The sequence below is a fragment of the Neptunomonas antarctica genome (assembly GCF_001305295.1).
Taxonomy (GTDB): Bacteria; Pseudomonadota; Gammaproteobacteria; order Pseudomonadales; family Balneatricaceae; genus Neptunomonas; species Neptunomonas antarctica.
Genome location: NZ_LJSI01000053.1, coordinates 371,942 through 392,131, shown reverse-complemented (window position 1 = coordinate 392,131; position 20,190 = coordinate 371,942). Strand labels below are relative to the sequence as shown.

20 protein-coding genes are annotated in these 20,190 nt (G+C 46.3%); 4 read left to right on the top strand and 16 right to left on the bottom strand.

Annotated features, from left to right (window positions below):
- Positions 1–879, top strand: coding sequence for a polyprenyl synthetase family protein (locus tag Nant_RS16550; RefSeq protein ID WP_054342751.1), 879 nt, complete (start codon positions 1–3; stop codon positions 877–879).
- Positions 879–2,642, top strand: a complete 1,764-nt coding sequence (locus tag Nant_RS16545; RefSeq protein ID WP_054342750.1) for a 1-deoxy-D-xylulose-5-phosphate synthase — start codon at positions 879–881, stop codon at positions 2,640–2,642. Before Nant_RS16550 ends, Nant_RS16545 begins: the two co-directional genes overlap by 1 nt.
- Before the next feature lie 73 nt (positions 2,643–2,715).
- Here the strand turns inward: Nant_RS16545 and ribA are convergent, their stop codons facing one another.
- The 14 genes from ribA to glyA form a co-directional block, all read right to left on the bottom strand.
- The gene (gene ribA / locus Nant_RS16540) at positions 2,716–3,333 is read right to left on the bottom strand and encodes a GTP cyclohydrolase II (protein WP_054342749.1); all 618 of its coding nucleotides are present in this window, start codon (positions 3,331–3,333) and stop codon (positions 2,716–2,718) included.
- A 61-nt stretch (positions 3,334–3,394) separates the two neighbouring features.
- Positions 3,395–4,762 (bottom strand): sensor histidine kinase, encoded by a 1,368-nt coding sequence (locus Nant_RS16535; RefSeq protein WP_082400336.1) that lies wholly within the window; start codon positions 4,760–4,762, stop codon positions 3,395–3,397.
- Entirely contained in the window at positions 4,759–5,424 is a 666-nt protein-coding gene (locus Nant_RS16530) for a response regulator transcription factor (protein ID WP_054342748.1), read from the bottom strand. The genes Nant_RS16535 and Nant_RS16530 overlap by 4 nt, the downstream gene beginning before the upstream one ends.
- Positions 5,421–5,771 (bottom strand): PepSY domain-containing protein, encoded by a 351-nt coding sequence (locus Nant_RS16525; RefSeq protein ID WP_054342747.1) that lies wholly within the window; start codon positions 5,769–5,771, stop codon positions 5,421–5,423. Before Nant_RS16525 ends, Nant_RS16530 begins: the two co-directional genes overlap by 4 nt.
- Before the next feature lie 96 nt (positions 5,772–5,867).
- Complete coding sequence (locus Nant_RS16520) at positions 5,868–6,185, bottom strand: hypothetical protein (RefSeq protein WP_054342746.1); 318 nt, start codon at positions 6,183–6,185, stop codon at positions 5,868–5,870.
- 95 nt (positions 6,186–6,280) lie between these two features.
- Entirely contained in the window at positions 6,281–6,757 is a 477-nt protein-coding gene (locus tag Nant_RS16515; protein WP_054342745.1) for a phosphatidylglycerophosphatase A family protein, read from the bottom strand.
- A 73-nt stretch (positions 6,758–6,830) separates the two neighbouring features.
- Positions 6,831–7,790 carry a thiamine-phosphate kinase gene (gene thiL / locus Nant_RS16510; protein ID WP_054342744.1) on the bottom strand — a complete coding sequence of 320 codons (960 nt, stop codon included), beginning with the start codon at positions 7,788–7,790 and terminating at the stop codon, positions 6,831–6,833.
- A 6-nt stretch (positions 7,791–7,796) separates the two neighbouring features.
- Entirely contained in the window at positions 7,797–8,291 is a 495-nt protein-coding gene (gene nusB / locus Nant_RS16505; RefSeq protein ID WP_054343259.1) for a transcription antitermination factor NusB, read from the bottom strand.
- Positions 8,292–8,296: 5 nt separating this feature from the next.
- Positions 8,297–8,770 carry a 6,7-dimethyl-8-ribityllumazine synthase gene (gene ribH / locus Nant_RS16500; RefSeq protein ID WP_054342743.1) on the bottom strand — a complete coding sequence of 158 codons (474 nt, stop codon included), beginning with the start codon at positions 8,768–8,770 and terminating at the stop codon, positions 8,297–8,299.
- A 16-nt stretch (positions 8,771–8,786) separates the two neighbouring features.
- Positions 8,787–9,905: a bifunctional 3,4-dihydroxy-2-butanone-4-phosphate synthase/GTP cyclohydrolase II gene (gene ribBA / locus Nant_RS16495; protein ID WP_054342742.1), complete on the bottom strand. Its 1,119-nt coding sequence runs from the start codon at positions 9,903–9,905 to the stop codon at positions 8,787–8,789.
- A 25-nt stretch (positions 9,906–9,930) separates the two neighbouring features.
- Entirely contained in the window at positions 9,931–10,599 is a 669-nt protein-coding gene (locus Nant_RS16490; protein ID WP_054342741.1) for a riboflavin synthase, read from the bottom strand.
- A complete protein-coding gene (gene ribD / locus Nant_RS16485) occupies positions 10,599–11,735 on the bottom strand; it encodes a bifunctional diaminohydroxyphosphoribosylaminopyrimidine deaminase/5-amino-6-(5-phosphoribosylamino)uracil reductase RibD (RefSeq protein WP_054342740.1) in 1,137 nt (378 codons plus the stop codon). Before ribD ends, Nant_RS16490 begins: the two co-directional genes overlap by 1 nt.
- A gap of 3 nt (positions 11,736–11,738) precedes the next feature.
- Positions 11,739–12,206 carry a transcriptional regulator NrdR gene (gene nrdR / locus Nant_RS16480; RefSeq protein WP_054342739.1) on the bottom strand — a complete coding sequence of 156 codons (468 nt, stop codon included), beginning with the start codon at positions 12,204–12,206 and terminating at the stop codon, positions 11,739–11,741.
- Positions 12,207–12,396: 190 nt separating this feature from the next.
- Positions 12,397–13,653, bottom strand: a complete 1,257-nt coding sequence (gene glyA, locus Nant_RS16475) for a serine hydroxymethyltransferase (RefSeq protein ID WP_054342738.1) — start codon at positions 13,651–13,653, stop codon at positions 12,397–12,399.
- A gap of 229 nt (positions 13,654–13,882) precedes the next feature.
- Between glyA and Nant_RS16470 the strand changes: the two genes are divergently transcribed.
- Complete coding sequence (locus Nant_RS16470; protein ID WP_054342737.1) at positions 13,883–14,254, top strand: glutathione S-transferase N-terminal domain-containing protein; 372 nt, start codon at positions 13,883–13,885, stop codon at positions 14,252–14,254.
- A gap of 135 nt (positions 14,255–14,389) precedes the next feature.
- On the opposite strand, the gene Nant_RS16465 is transcribed toward Nant_RS16470, so the two are convergent.
- Entirely contained in the window at positions 14,390–14,806 is a 417-nt protein-coding gene (locus Nant_RS16465; RefSeq protein ID WP_054342736.1) for an Hsp20/alpha crystallin family protein, read from the bottom strand.
- A gap of 183 nt (positions 14,807–14,989) precedes the next feature.
- Here Nant_RS16465 and ettA point away from each other — a divergent pair, with 183 nt between their 5' ends.
- The gene (ettA, locus tag Nant_RS16460; protein WP_054342735.1) at positions 14,990–16,648 is read left to right on the top strand and encodes an energy-dependent translational throttle protein EttA; all 1,659 of its coding nucleotides are present in this window, start codon (positions 14,990–14,992) and stop codon (positions 16,646–16,648) included.
- A 64-nt stretch (positions 16,649–16,712) separates the two neighbouring features.
- On the opposite strand, the gene Nant_RS16455 is transcribed toward ettA, so the two are convergent.
- Positions 16,713–20,120, bottom strand: a complete 3,408-nt coding sequence (locus Nant_RS16455) for an EAL domain-containing protein (RefSeq protein WP_054342734.1) — start codon at positions 20,118–20,120, stop codon at positions 16,713–16,715.
- Positions 20,121–20,190: the final 70 nt, after the last annotated feature.

Sequence of the window (20,190 nt, the reverse complement as noted above, 5' to 3'; positions counted from 1 at the left end):
GTGGCTCTGCAAATCGCCATCAATACATACCACACCCGCGTAGATGAGCATCTAAGGCGCTCTCTTTCGCATAATAGTATAGAACCCCAATTGCAGAATGCGATGCGTTATGCGCTTTTCAATGGGGGTAAGCGGGTGCGCCCACTGCTGGTTTATTTAGTCAACCAGCTACTTAATGGCGAGATTGATAAAGCTGATGCGCCCGCCTCTGCTATTGAGTGCATACATAGTTACTCACTGGTGCATGATGACCTACCGGCGATGGATGATGATGAGTTACGCCGCGGCCAACCTACTTGTCATATTGCATTTGATGAAGCAACCGCCATTCTGGCGGGTGACGCACTACAATGCTTTGCCTTTGAGCTATTAACAGAAACGCCCTCAAGCGCTGAAATCCGACTGCAAATGATATCGGTATTGGCAAAAGCCAGCGGTAATCGCGGCATGGTCGCGGGCCAGGCATTCGACTTGTGCCATGTTGACAAACCACTGACGCTAATACAACTTGAGCAGATGCACCGCCATAAAACCGGTGCACTGATTAATGCGGCCATTGAATTAGGTTATCACTCCGCTGAGTGCCAGGATGTGGCGATCAAAACAGCATTAATCGCCTACGGTGACGCTATTGGATTAGCGTTCCAGGTCAAAGATGACATTCTTGATATCGAGAGCGATACACAAACACTCGGTAAACCTCAAGGATCAGATCTTGACCAAAACAAACCCACTTACCCTGCTCTATTAGGCATGGATGGCGCAAAATCCAAACTTGAGCAACTTCACCAAGCGGCTCTTGATGCATTGCTACCTTTTAGCACTCAGGGGAAACTGCTCAGAGAATTAGCTGACTACATCGTCACCCGGTCTTACTGATGTTTACTCATATACCCACCATACGCCCAGAAACACCGCTCCTTGATGGTATTAATTTGCCAACAGATCTGCGCCGTTTAGCTAACATTCAGCTGCCAGAGTTAGCTGAACAATTACGCGCATTCTTACTCTATAGCGTAGGCCAGACAGGTGGTCATTTTGGCGCAGGTTTGGGCGTGGTTGAGCTCACTATCGCGCTGCATTATCTACTTAACACACCAGACGACCATATAGTCTGGGATGTAGGCCACCAGTGCTATCCGCATAAAATACTGACAGGCCGACGCGAGCAGATGCTAAGCATACGCCAGAAAGGAGGGCTTGCTCCGTTTCCGCGTCGTGATGAGAGCCCTTATGATGCCTTCGGCACTGGCCATTCCAGCACATCGATAAGTGCGGCACTAGGCATGGCTGTTGCCGACCAATTGAACGGGAAAAATACAAAAACTGTCGCTATCATCGGCGATGGGGCACTAACAGCCGGTATGGCATTTGAAGCACTCAATCATGCCGCGCATACAAATGCCAATATTTTGGTCGTGCTTAATGATAATGATATGTCGATCTCTCGCAATGAAGGCGGCCTGGCTACCTATCTGGCAAAAAACCTTAAATTAACCAAAGGCAGCCGTAGCGAAACAACCGCCGCTTTGTTTGAAGCGCTCGCATTTGAATATCAAGGCCCTATTGATGGACACGACTTTGACGCACTATTACCCGCATTAACAAGCGCGCTGAGTAAATCAGGCCCGCAGTTTTTGCATATTGTTACTAAAAAAGGTAAAGGTTTTCAGCCTGCAGAAACCGACCCTGTGGGCTACCATGCCCTAACCAAACTTGAGCCAATCAACGCACCTCAAAAAAAGAAACAACCGACATTCGCCAACAACTTCGGCCGCTGGTTGCTACACACTGCACAACAAGACAAAAAACTCATTGGCATCACACCTGCGATGCGTGAAGGGTCTGATCTGATTGCTTTTTCAGAAGCGTTCCCTGAACGCTATTTTGATGTAGCTATTGCCGAACAACATGCACTGACCTTTGCTGCAGGTCTGGCCTGCGCTGGCGCTAAGCCAGTCGTTGCCATTTACTCTACTTTTTTGCAACGCGCTTACGACCAGCTCATCCACGATATTGCTATTCAGTCACTGGATGTATTGCTGGCCGTCGACCGTGCGGGCCTAGTAGGAGAAGATGGCGCTACACATGCAGGTTGCTTTGATATTGCTGCCATGCGCTGCATTCCCGGCCTTGTCATCATGACTCCGGCCGATGAGCAGGAACAATGGTTAATGCTGAATACAGGCTATCATTACCCGGGGCCTGCCGCTGTCAGATACCCACGCGGTAGCGGCACCTGTCCAGCAGCGCCTGATGGCAGCGATGAAGCACTGCTTACCGAAACGGTGCCTATAGGCAAGGGAAGACTTTTATCAACAGGTGACTCTGGCACAGCGGTGCTTAACTTTGGCCCGTTATTGTCCGATGCGAGAAAACTCGCCGAACAAGAACAACACACGTTAGTCGATATGAGATTTGTGAAGCCATTAGATACCGAGCTGCTCAGCATACTGATGAAAACGCATCAGCGTTTTATAACGATGGAAGATCACGCGATACAAGGCGGGGCAGGCTCCGCCGTAGCAGAGTTTGTTACGCAGTCGGGCTGGAACGGAACGCTAAAAATGCTCGGCATTCCCGATCAATGGATTGAACATGCTTCCCGAGCCGAGCAATTGAAGCAGTGCTTAATTCGCTGAATTAAAAACCAATGAATTATCTATAACTAGCCTAAATATCACGAAACTATCTACCAACAGTCCAACAAACAGGTTAGCTTTTATCTTTATCCGTAAAATGATGTTCTGACATCATATGGCCCATCTTGCCCATTTTAGTCGCCAGATATTCTTCATTATGACGGTTTTTCCCTACCTGTAGCGGTACACGTTCAGCGACTTTAACGCCATAGCTTTCCATAGCAGAGACTTTACGAGGATTATTTGTCATCAATCTGACCGACTTGACCCCCAAATACTCCAGCATAGGCTCACACATGCTGTAGTTTCGCAGATCTGCGGCAAACCCTAAACGTTCGTTGGCTTCAACGGTATCAGCACCCTGATCTTGTAGGTGATAGGCTTTAATCTTGTTAAGCAGACCAATTCCCCGGCCTTCCTGACGTAAATACAGAAGCACACCACAACCATTTTCTGCGATACGCTTAAGCGCTTCCTGGAGCTGAAATCCACAGTCACAACGCAGACTAAACAAAGCATCCCCCGTGAGACATTCTGAGTGAATGCGCGCTAATACCGGTTCATCACCGGACACGTCGCCAAACACCATGGCTATATGTTCTTTACCGGTTTCGGTGTCTTCAAAACCCACCATAGTAAAGGTTCCCCAAGGCATGGGAAGTTTGGAATCAGCTACATACTCGACAGTCACTCATCTATCCTCAGAAAACAGGCAGCATAGTTTATCAGTGGATGGCTCTTTTGGGTAATCATTATAACTGACTGGTCGATGCAACTGATCTCAGTTCAGCATTCTGCTGCCGAGGTAACAATAGATGCGCATGTAATCCACCCATATCGGAGGGCAGAAGTTCGAACATGCCTTTATACTGACGAACAATTTCCATCACGATACTAAGCCCTAAACCATGTCCGATGGTAGATTCATCAAGTCTTTCACCCCGGGCTATTAACTGAGCCATGTTATCTGCAGGAATGCCCGGCCCATCATCCTCGATACACAGCTCTAAACAGTGATCGTTCATCATACCTCTGATGCGAACCTGCGTTGTCGCCCATTTGCTCGCGTTGTCTATTAAATTCCCCATCAACTCGATCAGATCATCCCGCTCGCCAGGAAAAAAGGTAGTGCTCTTGATACAAACCTCATAGCCAAGTTGCTTGTCGCGATGAATCATCTTCATCGCTTTAATGAGCTTCTCTACTTCTTCCTCAATAATCACCTTCTGCCCCGGCATGGCAGCACCGGCAATACGTGCACGGGTGAGCTCGCGCTCCACCAGACTGCGTAATGCTTTAGATTGCTGCTCAAGTGCATTAGCGCATTCAGGACTGGATTGCCTGAGGGTTTCAATTTGTCGGTCAATCACAGTAAGCGGCGTTTTAGCGGCATGTGCCAAATTGCCCACAGCATGACGTGAACGATCCAGCCTGAGACTCATACTCTCAACCATGTAATTGATTTCGTTGACTAAGGGGGCTATTTCTTTAACCTGAACCTCAGGCAGGCTAGATATATCACCCTCTTTAAGTCTGACTATATCCAGTCGCATTCGCGTTAGGCTTTTTAAACCACCACGAATAATAATGATCTGAGCAATCAATAGAATAATAGTAAATTTTAATCCGATACCGGCAACCCACCAACGCAAACGTTCGACTTCAGCCTCGATATGACTAATATCTTCCGCTAATACGATACGAATCTGATGGCCTGATTTTTCAAAACGGTGATCATAGACCAGCCAGGGAATATCGCGCTTATATTGCAAATTAATATTCATTTGCCCAACGGGTTTTCCATCATAAGTAGGGATCTCTTCATCCCACAATGATCTTGAATATATCCACTCACCCTCATCAACCAGGAATTGATAATAATGACCAGACATAGGCAGCGTATAAACGGGAGAGATGTAATTGGGATCAATTTGCCATTCGTTATCTTTTCGCATAACAGCTTGCAACACTGTGCGAGCATCACTTTGCATTCTTGCGCTAACGAACTCGTAAGCCACATCCCGAACGGCCATACCCTGCATAAACCAGAGTATGGTAAAAACGACAAGTGTCAGGCCAATAAATGCCAGATTAAGGCGACCCTGAATAGAATTTATCATGCCTGATTTACAAAAATATAACCCTGACCCCGTTTTGTCTGGATACGTTCTTTACCAATTTTTTTGCGCAGCATCTTGATATAAGCTTCAACAACATTGCTGTCATTTTCCGTGCCATCATCATAAATGTGTTCGACAATTTGCAGTTTAGAAAGCAACCTTCCGGGATTGTGCATGAAATATCTCAACAGTTTATATTCCATTCCTGTTAACTCAAACTCATCGACTCCATCGACACTCACGGCCTGAGTCTTTTCATTCAGAATCAAACCTGATATTTCGAGCTGTTTAGTTGGCTGCTGTTTTGCACGACGTAATAAGGCCGTCATACGTGCGACCAATTCCTCTGTATGAAAGGGCTTCGCTAAATAATCATCGGCTCCTGCATCAAAACCGTCGATCTTTTCCTGCCATGAGGAGCGAGCCGTGAGTATTAACGTTGGAATATTATTACTGCGTTTACGCCAATTTTTCAGCACCTCAATACCAGGGCGCTGCGGCAATCCCAAATCCAGCACAGCCAGATCGTAGATATCCTCATAACCCAATGCTTCGGCATCAACACCGTTATCAGCAAGATCAACAGCGTAGCCCATCCCTGCCAACTCTTTTTTCAAATCGGGCCCTAAGGCAGGATCATCTTCTACTAAGAGTATTCTCATTCAGACTTTCCTAAATTCTGCAGCAGCTCACCTGAGGTGGCATCCATATAGAATATATTAACAATACCATTATCGCCGACCGCTTCTATTTGGTAAAAGTAACGATCGTTTTGCTTCAATAAAAAAGCGTCCAGAATATGGTCGGTTGATCTCTTTTTTGCTAGCGTCATCAGATCGGACATAGGAAGAATCTCTCCTCGTCTGACTAATACGCGACATGCCTGATAATCTAATCGAGAACCGTTTTCATAGATAGGAGAGCTGATTGGTGTTCCTTCACCCGCTTCAACTAATGGAGATAACAACGCTATCAAAGGTAACAGAATATATATCTTCTTTTTATTCATATAATATCCATCGTTAACTGCATAGTATAAAGGAGATACATTGCTGCATCCCCCTATACTATATAGCTCTAGAAAAAGTACTACGCAACATCATACTCAGCATTGCTTACCACCTAAATGGTTTTCTACTGAATGCTCATTAAGAGCAACAGATAAGTCTGTTATTACACAAAAATCTGCTAAATGTGGTGTAGAAAAAGAACCTTGCCCCATCTGGCGCTCTGTGGAGCTTTTTGAAAGCGTATTTTGATAAAGGTCAGCAGGATGACCATGCTTACCCGCCATCATAGTACTTGGGTAGCTCATGTTGAGTTCAGTTGAGTGCATGGGTGGAGCCAATCCTTCAGCTGAAGCTATCGCGCTAGCAGCAAAGAGGATTGAAGTAAGAGCAATTGTCTGTGTGAACGTTTTCATGATCTTTCTCCTTTTTTATTTTCAATTGCAGAATAAGCCCTGAAACTGAAACCAAACTGAAAAAAGCCACTGTTTTTAGAACAAAAAATTACTTGTTAAGACATGAACTGAATAAACAGATGCATACAACCCAGCGCTAACAGACCCGCTAAAACATCATCAAACATAATTCCAAAGCCACCATCAACATGTTGATCTACCCACTTAATAGGCCATGGTTTCCATATATCAAAGAGTCTGAACAGTGCAAACCCTAATAGGACGCTCCACCAGGTAACAGGTATGGCGATCATCGTAATCCAGAATCCGACAAACTCATCCCAAACAATTCCCGGATGGTCATGTACACCTAAATCGCGGGCTGTTTTTCCACAGAGATAGATACCGATAACCGAGGTAAATACCACCACATAGAGGTATTCAGATAACGATAACGAGGACAACAATAAAAACAATGGCACAGCCGCTAGCGTACCAAAAGTACCTGGTGCTTTAGGAGCAAGACCGCTGCCTAAACCAAATGCCAGACAGTGAATAGGATTCTTTAAAATACTGATAGCGTCGGGTTTCATATGATTTCTCTTTGAATTTGATTAAACAGTCGGGTTAACGAGCTTAATTAAAGCTCCTGGTTAAAGAGCCCGGTTAAAAGTGTTTATAGCCTGATGCTTCAACCATCTGCCACTCGCATTCTATAAAGAGCTGTATACCTGTGGCTTCACAAATAGCACCTACAGGTGTTACTTGCACGTCGTGATGCTGTAATTGTGACTGCAGACTTATCCACTGTGAGGGTGGCACAGTAAAGCAAAGTTCAAAATCTTCACCACCTGTTAACGCCCAACTTCGTGCCTTTTTTTGACCCGCGAATCTTAGCAACTCAGCTGAGAGCGGCAGTGCGGCAGGGTTTATTTGCGCCCCGACACCCGATTGCTCCAGAATATGATTAATATCTCCCAGCAGTCCATCAGAAATATCGATACAAGAAGAGGCGAAAGGAGATATCAATTGGCCCGTCTCTATTCTCGGCTCAGGCCGATAAAAACGCCGTCGCAGATACGCCACATCTTCATCTAACGAGGCATCATTCAGCAAGGTGTCAAGCCCTGCCCGACTATCTCCCAGCGTACCGGTTACACAGATCAAATCGCCAGGCTTTGCACCTTTGCGTAATAGCGCCGTACCGGTTTTAACAAAACCATGCACTTGCGCCGTAAGCGTAAGCGGCCCTCGAGTCGTATCGCCACCCACCAGCTGAATATTGTACTGCCGGGTCGCTGCAGACAGCGCAGCAGAGAAAGCACTAATCCAGGATTCCTCTGCTTGCGGCAATGTAAGCGCTAATGTTAACCACGCAGGTGTTGCGCCCATGGCAGCTAAATCGCTAACGGCAGCGCCTAAAATACGCCAGGCGAGCTGATCGGCGGGAGTATCCGGTAAAAAATGGACACCTTCCACCAGCGTATCAATAGACACAACCAACTGCTGATCTGGCGGCACGTTCAATACCGCACAGTCATCCCCGATCCCCACTGATACGCTGGAAGGTAAGCCATCTTGTTGCAACGACTGAAAATAGCGTCGTATCAGTGCAAACTCATCCATGATCGACTATTTTCCGCGTGCGCCCCGGATCTCAACCATACGTACGCGCTGAGCCAGTTTGTCCAAGATACCATTAACATAGCGATGGCTATCAGTCGCGCCAAAGATCTTGGCTAAATCAACACTTTCGTTGATCGCAACACGGTAAGGCACTGCAGGACGATGCATCAATTCAAAGCTACCGATGCGCAATACCGCTAATTCGATAGGATCAAGCTCATGCAATCCCCTATCAAGGAAAGGCTGAAATGCTTCATCCAACTCACTCTTTGCATGAGTCACGCCTTGCAGGAGTTCACGAAACAGTTTTATATCGGTACCTGACATATCATTTTCAACCCGAAAATGAGCTTCAATCTCATTCACCGGTTGGCCAGCCATGTGCCACTGATACAGGGCCTGCAAAGCAAAACTACGGGCAGCACGTCGCTGCAAGGTTAATGATGTTTTTTTCGCTTTTTGTGGAGCTGGATCTGGAGTTGGAGAGTTTTCTTCTATCATTCCCATTACGCCTCAAGGTTACGCAGTAAGCTAACCATTTCTAGTGCAGATAACGCTGCTTCAGCGCCTTTATTGCCAGCTTTTGTACCCGAACGTTCAATCGCCTGTTCGATACTATTCACAGTCAGAATACCGTTTGCTACAGGGATGCCGGAGTCCATAGCCACCTGAGCGACACCTTTCGAACTTTCGGCTGAAACATACTCGAAATGAGGCGTTCCGCCACGGATAACAGCACCTAAAGCAATAATGGCATCATCTTTCTTCTGCGCTGCAACTTTTTGCACCACCAAAGGAATTTCAAATGCGCCCGGTACACGCACTACCCGGATATTTTCTTCTTTAACGCCATGGCGCTTTAGGGTATCCAACGCGCCTTCCAATAAGCTCTCAACCACAAATGCGTTGAAACGGCCCACTACGATGGTGTAGTTACCATCGGCGGAAACGAAGTCACCTTCAATAATTTGTACTGACATAGTGTGTTCCTGTTAATTACTCATCGCAGGGGATGTATTCCACAATTTCCAGATCAAATCCGGAAATCGCATTAAATTTAATCGGAGAACTGAGCAGACGCATCTTGCCAACGCCCAGATCACGTAGAATCTGAGAGCCGGTACCGACCGTCAGGTAGGCACCCGATGAACTGAAGTTAGCCGCACGTATTTTAGGCTGTTTACCCAAGACACGATCAAGCGCAACACCTAAGTCTTCCCGCTGACCATTATCCAGCAGCAGCACAACCCCTTGCCCTTGTTTAGCAACGTACTCCAAGGCACGATGCATCGTCCATTTAGAGTCGCCATCGCGGTTAACGCCCACCAAGTCACGCAAGACATCGCCACGCACATGTACACGCACAATCGTGGCTTCATCAGATGAAATATCACCTTTAACCAGCGCCATGTGCGTTACGTTCTGGATTGTGTCGTGATACGTGGTGTAATTAAAATCACCGTATTCTGTCGAAAGAATGCCTTCATCGGCTTTTTCGACGGTACGCTCATTAGTCGTGCGGTAATGAATCAAATCGGCAATCGTACCAATTTTCAGATTGTGCTTCTCGGCGAATTTTTCGAGGTCAGGACGACGCGCCATAGTGCCGTCTTCATTCATAATCTCTACAATCACAGCCGCCGGGGTCAGACCCGCTAAACGTGCTAAGTCACAACCCGCTTCAGTGTGTCCTGCACGGCTCAATACACCACCGGGCTGTGCCATCAGTGGAAAAACATGGCCAGGCTGGACAATGTCTTCCGGCTTGGCATCACCTTTAACGGCAACCCGTACTGTGTGCGCACGATCGGCCGCAGAGATACCCGTCGTCACACCCGTTGCCGCTTCGATAGACATGGTGAAATTAGTCGAGAACTGGGCACCGTTACTTTGCACCATTAACGGCAGCTTTAACTGCTCGCAACGATTCTGTGTCAACGTCAGGCAAATAAGACCACGGGCATGCGTCGCCATAAAATTGATATCTTCAGCACGCACCTGGTCAGCGGCGATAAGGATATCACCTTCATTTTCACGGTCTTCATCATCCATCAGGATGACCATTTTACCCTGACGAATATCTTCAATCAGTTCTTGTGGGCTATTGAGCTCCATCATCATCTTCCTGTTTTGTAAGCTTTTAGCGCTTCATATAACCATGTTCCGCCAGCGTCGCCAGCGTCAACCCACTTTGCTGTTCCTGCGTATCATCTGCTCGTCCGGCCAGCAGAAGACGCTCCATATAACGGGCAATAATATCTACTTCCAAGTGCACCTCTGTTCCGGCCACATAACGATCAAGCAACGTTTCCTGCGCAGTATGAGGCACAATATTGAGCGTTAACAACGCACCTTCCACACTATTAACCGTCAGGCTGACACCATCGACGGTAATCGAGCCTTTTGCGGCAATATAGCGGGACAACGCCGCAGGCGCTTCAACTACCAGATGTATTGAACGGGCATCTTCCCGACGCTCAATAACCTTACCGATACCATCAACATGTCCGGTCACGATATGACCGCCCAAACGACCGGACGCCATCAGTGCTTTTTCTAAATTAACTTTTTCACCCACTTTCAATGATGCGAAGCGGGTATGCGCTAACGATTCGCGTGAAACATCCGCCCAAAAACCATCTCCTGTAAGCTCAACGGCCGTCAGACAAACGCCGTTGGTCGCAATACTATCTCCGCGCTTCACATCCGACAAATCAAGCGTATTGGTACGTATATAAAGGCGCATATCACCCTGAGCCTGCTCTATCGCAGCCACGTTCCCTATTGCTTCAATAATACCGGTAAACATTAAACAGGGCCCTCTGTCGTATTGACGTGAAAACGGTAGGTCAAACGCAGATCATCGCCTAGCTGACGACAGTCTGTCATTTTCAGACGTTTCTGCTGCTCCATTTTATCCAATGGTAATTGCAGCAATGGACGTGCGTTAGATCCCAATAATGTCGGCGCCATATAGACGATTAATTCATCGACCAAATCGGCTGCAACAAAAGCCCCGGCCATTGTTGCGCCGGCCTCAACGAGCACCTCATTACACTGTTCGTTTGCCGCCAAATACTCCAGCAACCAACGCAGATCAATACGACCATCACTGGTCTGCGCCGTCAGCATTTCAGCATGAGGCATCTCACGTTCGCTTAATGTGACCCATAAAGTCCGACCTGGCTGACTCAATATTTTAGCACTGGCTGACATCTGTCCCGCAGTATCCAGGACAACACGAAGAGGCTGCTGCTTTACAATTTCAGCGGCATTTTCAAGTCCGGCCCCAAAACTCAGCTCCGCCTCACGTACCGTCAAAGAAGAATCATCGATCATGATGGAGCCACTACCGGTGACTATTGCCGAACTTTTAGCGCGTAAACGTTGTACATCCCGGCGTGCTGCCGCGCCGGTAATCCACTGCGACTCACCACTTTGCATGGCCGTTCGTCCATCCAGACTCATTGCCAGTTTGACGCGTACCCAAGGCAGCCCGGTTTCCATTCTTTTAATAAAGCCCGGATTGAGTTCACGCGCGGCGGCTTCCAGCAAGCCCACTTCACACCTGATACCTGAATCGACAAGCATCTGCAGACCACGCCCGGCCACGGCTGGATTCGGGTCCTGCATCGCACTCACAACCCTTACCACGCCTGCTTTGATCAGCCCTTCAGCACACGGAGGCGTCCGACCATAATGACTGCAAGGTTCGAGTGTTACATACGCGGTAGCACCCCGTGCGGCATCACCTGCCTCTTTTATCGCATTAACTTCGGCATGACCTTCACCGGCCCGAACATGAAAACCACGCCCGACGATGCTGCCGTTCTTGACTAAGACACAACCGACACGTGGATTAGGATGTGTGGTGTATTGCCCCTGGCGTGCCAGACGGATAGCTTCGGCCATCAATGTCGTATCTTCTACACTCCAGACAGACATAGCTTAGCCCCCGGCCTTGTCTTCTTCGGACAGCCGCTCAATTTCTTCTCTGAATTCGTTGATATCCTGAAAGCTACGATAAACGGAAGCAAAACGGACGTAGGCGACCTGATCAAGCTTACGCAGTGCTGCCATCACCTCTTCACCCAATTGACGTGACGGAAGCTCACGCTCACCAGTAGCACGTAAGCGATGTTTGATACGGTTAATGCATGCCTCGACATCTTCAACACTGACCGGACGTTTCTCTAACGCACGTTGAATACCCGCACGGAGTTTGTCTTCATCAAAAGGTTGACGTGAGCCATCGGCTTTAATCAGACGAGGCATCAGGAGTTCTGCAATTTCGAAGGTGGTATAGCGTTCATGACAGGCTATACATTCACGTCGTCTACGCACCTGCTGGCCTTCAGCGACCAGACGTGAATCAACTACTTTGGTTTCATTGGCGCCGCAAAAGGGACAATGCATCGTGAAATCCTGTCATAAAAGAGCGTGAGTACAAGAAAAATACATAAGCAATAACAAAGCTTGTACCCGAAATAAAGAGCGATGTTTGTAAAGTAAAGTGTCTTAAAGCTAAAAATAAAAGCAAAAAAGGGCGACCTCTCAGTCGCCCGTCTATTCTACCTGATTTAGTGCTTATTTATAAACCGCAATACTATTTATAAACAGGGAAACGGCTACAGATATCCAGTACCTGGCCTTTTACACGTGCACTAATTTCTTCGTTGTTAATATCGTCAAGAATATCACAAATCCAGTTAGTCAACTGCGTCACTTCTGCTTCTTTAAAGCCGCGACGTGTCACCGCTGGCGTACCAATACGTAAACCAGAAGTCACGAACGGTGAACGCGGGTCATTAGGTACCGAGTTTTTATTAACCGTAATATTAGCGCGGCCTAAAGCAGCATCTGCATCTTTACCGCTGTAGTCTTTACCAATCAGGTCCATCAGGAATAGATGATTATCCGTTCCATCAGAAACAATGTTAATGCCACGAGACTTGAACGTCTCAGCCATTGCCTGTGCATTTTTAACAACCTGCGCCTGGTATGCTTTCCATTCAGGCTGCATGGCTTCTTTAAAGCACACCGCTTTACCCGCAATCACATGCATCAACGGGCCGCCCTGGGATTCAGGGAATACTGCAAAATTAAGTTTTTTCTGCAGATCGGCATCAGCACGGGCAGACAGAATCAAACCACCACGTGGCCCACCTAATGTTTTATGCGTTGTTGTAGTCACCACATCAGCCACTGCCATAGGCGATGGGTATACACCTGCGGCTACAAGACCGGCGACATGCGCCATATCAACAAACAGGTACGCACCCACTTTGTCTGCGATATCACGAAAACGCTGCCAATCAACAACACGGGAATAAGCAGAGAATCCGGCCACTATCATTTTTGGTTTATGTTCAACCGCCAGACGCTCAACTTCTGCGTAATCGATTTCGCCGGTTTCAGCATTCAATCCATACTGAACCGCGTTGTAAATACGACCAGAGAAAGAAACAGCGGCACCGTGCGTCAAGTGACCACCATGAGCCAGACTCATACCCAGAATAGTATCACCGGGTTTGCACAACGCCATATACACTGCGGCGTTTGCCTGTGAACCAGAATGCGGCTGCACGTTAGCATAGGTTGCGCCGAATAGTTCGCAGGCACGATCAATCGCCAACTGTTCTACGACATCAACATACTCACAACCGCCGTAGTAACGTTTACCAGGATAGCCTTCAGCATATTTATTGGTCAGCACAGAACCCTGAGCTTCCATAACCCGCGGGCTGGTGTAGTTTTCAGAAGCAATCAGCTCAATGTGCTCTTCCTGACGTGTGGCTTCAGACTGCATTGCTGACCACAGATCAGCATCAAAGCCGGCAATTGACATATCTTTACTAAACATAGCTATCCCCTGGGTAACGGAAAGGTAACTGAACGGTTACTGGTCTCGCCCGGATGATTATGTCCGGCCTTAAAAAAGGAGCGCATTATACTCTAACCTGAGACAAAAACGCACTTGAAAGTCGGTCACCTTTACGCGAAGAAGATTCATCTGCAGCCAACAGCTAATCATTCTCTACATTACATGGTAAAGTGGGCGCCTTTTTATACTGTTAACTGAGATTTTTACGATGGCTTTTATTCGCTGGTTCTTAGGCAAAATCATTCTGACGATCAATTTCCTTACCACTCCACGCGGAATCAAACGAACCGCAGAAGAACAGGCGCAAATCGATAAACAAACCTGCTTGTTGGCACTTTACCAATTCAACGCCTGCCCTTTCTGCGTAAAGGTTCGTCGTGCAATGAAGCGTTCTTCGCTGAATATAGAGCTACGCGATGCTAAAAAAGAGGGGCAATTCCGACAGGAGTTATTAACACAAGGCGGCCAAATCAAAGTACCGTGCCTGCGTATTACGAATGAAGACGGAAGCGTCAGCTGGATGTATGAATCCAACGACATCGTCAGCTATCTGGAGCAAAAGTTCGTTAGCCCATCCTAGATGCTCAATATAAGTGAAGTACGCTAATCTGCTTCAAAAAGCTAACGACACTAAAAGTAAGGCCCAGCAATACTGGGCCGTACTTAACTATTAGCAAGCGTAACAACTTATGCAAGCATCCATGGAGCAACCCACTTAGTTCACTTTGATTTCAAGCTTATTAGGTTTACTTTTCTCAAGCTTCTTAAGTTCCAGAGACAATACTCCATTTTCGAATCTGGCATCAATCGCATCAGGATCTACTTCCGAACCCACGGTAAATTGTCGCATGTAGCTTCCCACATGTCTTTCACGACGGATCATCTTACCTTCCTTTTCTTCCTTCTCTTCCGTTTGGGTTTCGCCTTTCACCGTAAGGACACCGTTTTCCATCGACACATGAATATCTTCTTTATTGATGCCGGGAAGATCGACATTAACTAAATATTTCTCATCCGTTTCATGTACATCAATAGCAGGAAGCCGACTACCCATACGTTTTTCTACTGGCATGAAAAAATCATTTAAAAAAGTATCATCCATTAATCGATTAAAACGAGTTAAGTTGCCCATAATCGCTTACTCCTTTATTGTTATTGCTTTCACTTGATTAGAATACGCTCAAGACGATGAGGTATATTTATAGATTATTCTTTTTGGATAACCTCAGATATGCTTTGAAAAACTTTGAGTTTTATTTTGATTTATTCAGTTAAAATTAAGTGGCAGGTTAACCAACCCACATGCTGAGGGCTTATGGCACAGTACGTTTATACAATGAACCGCTTGGGCAAAATCGTTCCGCCCAAGCGCCAAATTCTAAAAGATATTTCACTTTCTTTCTTTCCTGGCGCAAAAATTGGTGTACTGGGTCTTAATGGCTCGGGCAAATCAACTTTGCTGAAAATAATGGCCGGAGTAGACACTGATTTTATTGGTGAAGCTCAGCCAATGCCAAATCTTAAAGTAGGCTATTTACCGCAAGAACCTGAATTAGATGACAGCAAAACTGTACGCGAAATCGTTGAAGAATCGGTTGCTGATGTTAAAAACGCGCTGACTGAGCTTGATCAGGTCTATGCTGCCTATGCAGAACCCGATGCGGATTTTGATGCCTTAGCAAAGAAACAGGGCGAGCTTGAAAACCTGATTGAAACCAAAGATGGCCACAATCTGGAGATCGCACTAGAGCGCGCAGCAGATGCCATGCGCCTGCCACCGTGGGATGCCAAAGTGGAGCATCTATCGGGCGGTGAACGTCGCCGCGTAGCCTTGTGTCGCTTGTTACTTGATAAGCCGGACATGCTATTACTGGATGAGCCGACCAACCATCTGGATGCCGAGTCTATCGCCTGGATCGAACGCTTCTTACAGGAATATCCCGGTACTGTGGTTGCGATTACACATGACCGCTATTTTCTGGATAACGCTGCTGGCTGGATTCTGGAGCTTGATCGCGGCCATGGTATTCCGTACGAAGGAAATTACTCTTCATGGCTTGAGCAAAAAGAGCAACGGTTAGCGAAAGAATCTAAACAGGAAGCGGCGCACCAAAAAGCCGTGAAATCTGAATTAGAATGGGTTCAGCAAGGCCAGAAAGGCCGACAAGCCAAGTCAAAAGCGCGTCTGAAACAGTTCGAAGAGATGAATTCGCGCGAATTTCAGGCACGCAATGAGACGCAGGAGATCTACATTCCACCAGGACCACGTCTTGGTACTCAGGTCATTGAACTACACAATGTATCCAAAGCATACGGCGATAAATTGTTGTTTGAAAACCTGACCGCAACCATTCCTCAAGGAGCGATCGTTGGCATCATCGGTGGTAACGGTGCGGGTAAATCGACTCTCTTCAAGATGATTGCAGGTGAAGAAACACCAGATTCCGGCGAAGTCGTGATCGGCAGTACAGTGAAACTGGCTTATGTTGACCAGATGCGGCAGCTCAATGGTGATAACACGGTTTGGCAAGAGCTCTCTGATGGACAAGACATAATTACCATTGGTAATTATCAGACACCTTCTCGTGCTTATTGCGGACGTTTTAACTTCAAAGGTTCGGATCAACAGAAACGTGTAGGTGATCTTTCCGGTGGAGAGCGCAACCGATTGCATTTAGCGAAGCTGTTGAAGGAAGGTGGCAACGTATTGTTATTGGATGAGCCGACAAATGATTTGGATGTGGAAACATTACGCGCACTGGAAGAAGCTATTTTAGCGTTCCCTGGTTGTGCCGTCGTTATTTCACATGACCGTTGGTTCCTTGATCGGGTCTGTACTCACATGCTGGCCTATGAGGGTGATTCTCAGGTCGCTTTCTTTGAAGGTAACTACACAGAGTACGCCGAAGACTATAAAAAGCGTCACGGTAAATCTCATCAACCGGAGCGTATTAAGTACAAACGTATCAATTAAATTATCATGCGCAAACAGTCGGCATCGCCGGCTGTTTTATTTGATTTTTTATGCAGCCGGAGGCTCACGAAAACCTTAATCTATCAGCCTCAAGCATTTTTCCAAACTCATCAGCGGGCACAGGCTTACTGAACAGATATCCCTGTCCATAGTCGCATTGCTGGGTGACCAACAACTGGTACTGCTCTTCGGTTTCAATGCCTTCAGCGATAATTTTCAACCCAAGAACCTGCCCCATTGCGATAGCAGCACCGACCAACTGCAAACCAGCCTGGTCCACCGAAATATCATCGATAAAGCTTTTATCCACTTTTAATGTATCGAATGGATAGCTGCGTAAATAACTTAAAGAAGAATAACCCGTTCCAAAATCATCCATGGAAATATTAATCCCCATGGTATGTAAATCGGACAATGCCTTGTCAACCGTGGCGTGACCTGTCATTAAGACGCCTTCAGTTATTTCCAGTTCAAGACCCGACGCGGGTAAGTTGTGCTGTATCAACAAAGATTCTAAATATTCAAGCAACTCAGCATCTCTGAATTGACGGGGTGAAATATTAACAGCCACCTTAAAGTCGGCTGCATATTTACTGCGCCAACCTGAGGCGCAAATCACGGCCTGCTCGAGCACATAACGACCGATCGCCACAATCAAACCGGTTTGCTCAGCGATAGGTATAAACTCATCGGGCGGCACGTTCCCCATCACTTCATTATTCCAGCGTAACAGTGCTTCCGCGCCAATAATTTCCCGGCTTTTCAGATCGACTACAGGTTGATAACAAACATAGAGGTCATTCTTTGTGAGCGCATTACGTAGCTGCTCCTCTATTAATAACCGACGAGCAACATCTTCATTCATTTTATTCGTATAAAAATTATAGGTGTTGCGGCCCTGCTCTTTAGAATGATACATCGCGGCATCAGCCTGTTTAAGCAATTCGTTCGGTGTAAAACCATCGGTTGGATATACGGCTACACCAATGCTAACCGTCGCTACAAGCTCCCTTTCACCTAGCAAAAAAGGTGTTCTGAATTGTGCCAATAGTGTTTCCGCTAATTGATCGATGAATGCACTACTTTCCATATGCTTAATTAATACGATGAACTCATCTCCCCCTAATCGCCCAATAACATCATCATCTCGTACGGCCGAGCGCAACCTGAACGCCGCTTCAACAAGCAATTCATCGCCAACCTGATGCCCTAATGTGTCATTAACTTTTTTAAAGTCGTCCAGATCCAGAAAAAAAACGGCAACCTGTTGCTGTGATCGTTTTGCTTCTTTCAACATCTGTGACAATCGATCTAACGACAAAAACCGATTAGGAAGCCCTGTTAAATGATCAAAATGCGCCTGATACAGGAGTTGTTCAGCCTGTTCTTTTTGTTGTGTTACATCCTGTTTCACCGCCAAAAAATGCTTTATCTCTCCTGAGTCGTTTTTTACCGGTGCAATATGAACGTACTCCCAAAAGAGTTGTTCATTTTTCTTACGATTCTGAAACTCTCCTTGCCACGATTCGCCCGAGATCAACGCATCCCATAGCTGCTTATACTGACTTAAAGGCGTCAGCCCCGATTGAAGTAAACGTGTCGACTGCCCAATGACTTCATGGCGGGCGTAACCCGTTACTTTTTCAAACGCGCTATTGACGTATTCAATAACACCATCAGTATCTGATAACACGACAGAAACCGGACTTTGCTCAACGGCCTGAGACAGCATAACCACTCTTTCTTCTGCGCGTTTCAGTGCTGTCAGATCCAAATCAACACAATACATTTCCGGTTCATTATTCACTCCGGTAATAATGACATGGCTGGAAAATACTGTTACCGGTGAACCGTCAGCTTTCTTTAAAACTATCTCGCCAGAAGGTGTAACGGGGCCGCCTGCTACCCAACGACCAACCTCCTGAATTACAGGCCCTCTAATAGTATCCGGGATGATTAAGTCTTCGAGCTTTTGTCCTATCGCGTCTTCTGATCCATAACCGTAGAGCACTTCACTGGCACGGTTCCAAAAAATAACATTCCTGTTTTTGTCATATCCCTGAACCGCAATAGTAGCCATGTTTTCAAACACATGCCGAAAACGAGTTTCACTTTGTAAAAGTTGCTTCTGTGACAATATTCGCTCAGTAATATCCTTGATAAAAACGAAAAATTTCCCACCCTCTTCCGGCCAATAGGTGACATTGATTTCGACATCAAAAACAGAGCCATCTTTACGACAATGCCGGCTAATGAAACACTTTTCTTTCTGCTCCAGAATTTTTTGTAGGTGCTGCTGCACCATCTTTTCACTTTCAAGAGCATCCAACTCAGTTACTCGCATACCCAGAAGCTCATCAAAAGCGTAACCTGACATTTTCACATAGGCTTCATTTACGTCTTCAATAATCCCCGCTGCAGTCACAATCCAGAAACCATCCAGCGCTGTACTCAGAACACTATGATAGATTACTGCACTCTTACGGATATGCTCTTCAGTTTTTTGCTTCTCGGTAACATCCCGGCCGATACCAATCAAACCATATAGCTTGCCCGTTTCACCGTAAAATGGTGTTTTTAACGTATCCAGCTGAATCTCTCTTCCATCGGGATGCATTACAGTTTCTGCATTACTTTGATGCTTGCCCGTCTGTAACATTTCACTGTCTTTTTGACGAAAAAATATCGCCTGCTTCTGCTCAAAAATATCGAAATCAGTTTTCCCAATAAGATCCGCCTCATCACAGCCAAATAATTCAGACGTCGCTTTATTACAGCCTAAATAAGCACCCTCAACGCTTTTATAAAAAATATAATCAGGGATGCTATCGATAATCCTTTTCAACAGCCCCTGATCCCTATCCAGTATTTCTTTATGCTTACGTAGCTCTACTTCAGCTTGTCGCCTTTCTTTCTGGATCTTAAGCAGCATCCCCAGCAACATAGTGATCAAAGGGTAAATAATTAACAGAGGAGATGCTATGGCCGAAATAACGGAGTAACGCACCTCTGCTGGTAGCAGAAACATACATAAAATAACGGCAATTTGAACAGAAAGGCCTAATAGGTAAAGCCCACCCCAATTTAGCTCTTTGTGATAATGCAGGCTCCAGTAACGCCAGGCGAGTCCTATCGCTCCACCGGTAATGATCACCAATGATCCGACATAGATACCTGCACCGCCTTGATAGAGTCGAAGGAAAACTGTCATAAATACAGCAATCAGGGTCGGAGCCCAACCAAAATACAAGCCACATAAACTGATCAGCACCCAACGCGTATCGAAGAACAAACCAGGCGTCATTTCCCACGGCGTCAACATTACGGAAATACCGATAACACCGACTAAAATCCCTGTAAACAGATCTCTCAGTTTCTTATTGGCAATATTATGCAGACCCAGTACGTCATAGATAACGCCAAGCGCCAACAATAAAATAGCATTATTCAATAACCCGACAAAGCTGCTCATTTACGCTCCATACATCCATGATATTTTGCATATTCACTTTATAAACTAAGTGTAGACGATGATCTTCGCT

What these genes read in the sequence shown, in the direction of transcription:
- Nant_RS16545 (WP_054342750.1), top strand. Translation starts at nt 879, where the DNA reads ATGTTTACTCATATACCCACCATACGCCCAGAAACACCGCTCCTTGAT.
- Nant_RS16535 (WP_082400336.1), bottom strand. Translation starts at nt 4,762, where the DNA reads ATGATAAATTCTATTCAGGGTCGCCTTAATCTGGCATTTATTGGCCTG.
- Nant_RS16530 (WP_054342748.1), bottom strand. Translation starts at nt 5,424, where the DNA reads ATGAGAATACTCTTAGTAGAAGATGATCCTGCCTTAGGGCCCGATTTG.
- Nant_RS16525 (WP_054342747.1), bottom strand. Translation starts at nt 5,771, where the DNA reads ATGAATAAAAAGAAGATATATATTCTGTTACCTTTGATAGCGTTGTTA.
- Nant_RS16520 (WP_054342746.1), bottom strand. Translation starts at nt 6,185, where the DNA reads ATGAAAACGTTCACACAGACAATTGCTCTTACTTCAATCCTCTTTGCT.
- Nant_RS16515 (WP_054342745.1), bottom strand. Translation starts at nt 6,757, where the DNA reads ATGAAACCCGACGCTATCAGTATTTTAAAGAATCCTATTCACTGTCTG.
- thiL (WP_054342744.1), bottom strand. Translation starts at nt 7,790, where the DNA reads ATGGATGAGTTTGCACTGATACGACGCTATTTTCAGTCGTTGCAACAA.
- nusB (WP_054343259.1), bottom strand. Translation starts at nt 8,291, where the DNA reads ATGATAGAAGAAAACTCTCCAACTCCAGATCCAGCTCCACAAAAAGCG.
- ribH (WP_054342743.1), bottom strand. Translation starts at nt 8,770, where the DNA reads ATGTCAGTACAAATTATTGAAGGTGACTTCGTTTCCGCCGATGGTAAC.
- ribBA (WP_054342742.1), bottom strand. Translation starts at nt 9,905, where the DNA reads ATGGAGCTCAATAGCCCACAAGAACTGATTGAAGATATTCGTCAGGGT.
- Nant_RS16490 (WP_054342741.1), bottom strand. Translation starts at nt 10,599, where the DNA reads ATGTTTACCGGTATTATTGAAGCAATAGGGAACGTGGCTGCGATAGAG.
- ribD (WP_054342740.1), bottom strand. Translation starts at nt 11,735, where the DNA reads ATGTCTGTCTGGAGTGTAGAAGATACGACATTGATGGCCGAAGCTATC.
- nrdR (WP_054342739.1), bottom strand. Translation starts at nt 12,206, where the DNA reads ATGCATTGTCCCTTTTGCGGCGCCAATGAAACCAAAGTAGTTGATTCA.
- glyA (WP_054342738.1), bottom strand. Translation starts at nt 13,653, where the DNA reads ATGTTTAGTAAAGATATGTCAATTGCCGGCTTTGATGCTGATCTGTGG.
- Nant_RS16470 (WP_054342737.1), top strand. Translation starts at nt 13,883, where the DNA reads ATGGCTTTTATTCGCTGGTTCTTAGGCAAAATCATTCTGACGATCAAT.
- Nant_RS16465 (WP_054342736.1), bottom strand. Translation starts at nt 14,806, where the DNA reads ATGGGCAACTTAACTCGTTTTAATCGATTAATGGATGATACTTTTTTA.
- ettA (WP_054342735.1), top strand. Translation starts at nt 14,990, where the DNA reads ATGGCACAGTACGTTTATACAATGAACCGCTTGGGCAAAATCGTTCCG.
- Nant_RS16455 (WP_054342734.1), bottom strand. Translation starts at nt 20,120, where the DNA reads ATGAGCAGCTTTGTCGGGTTATTGAATAATGCTATTTTATTGTTGGCG.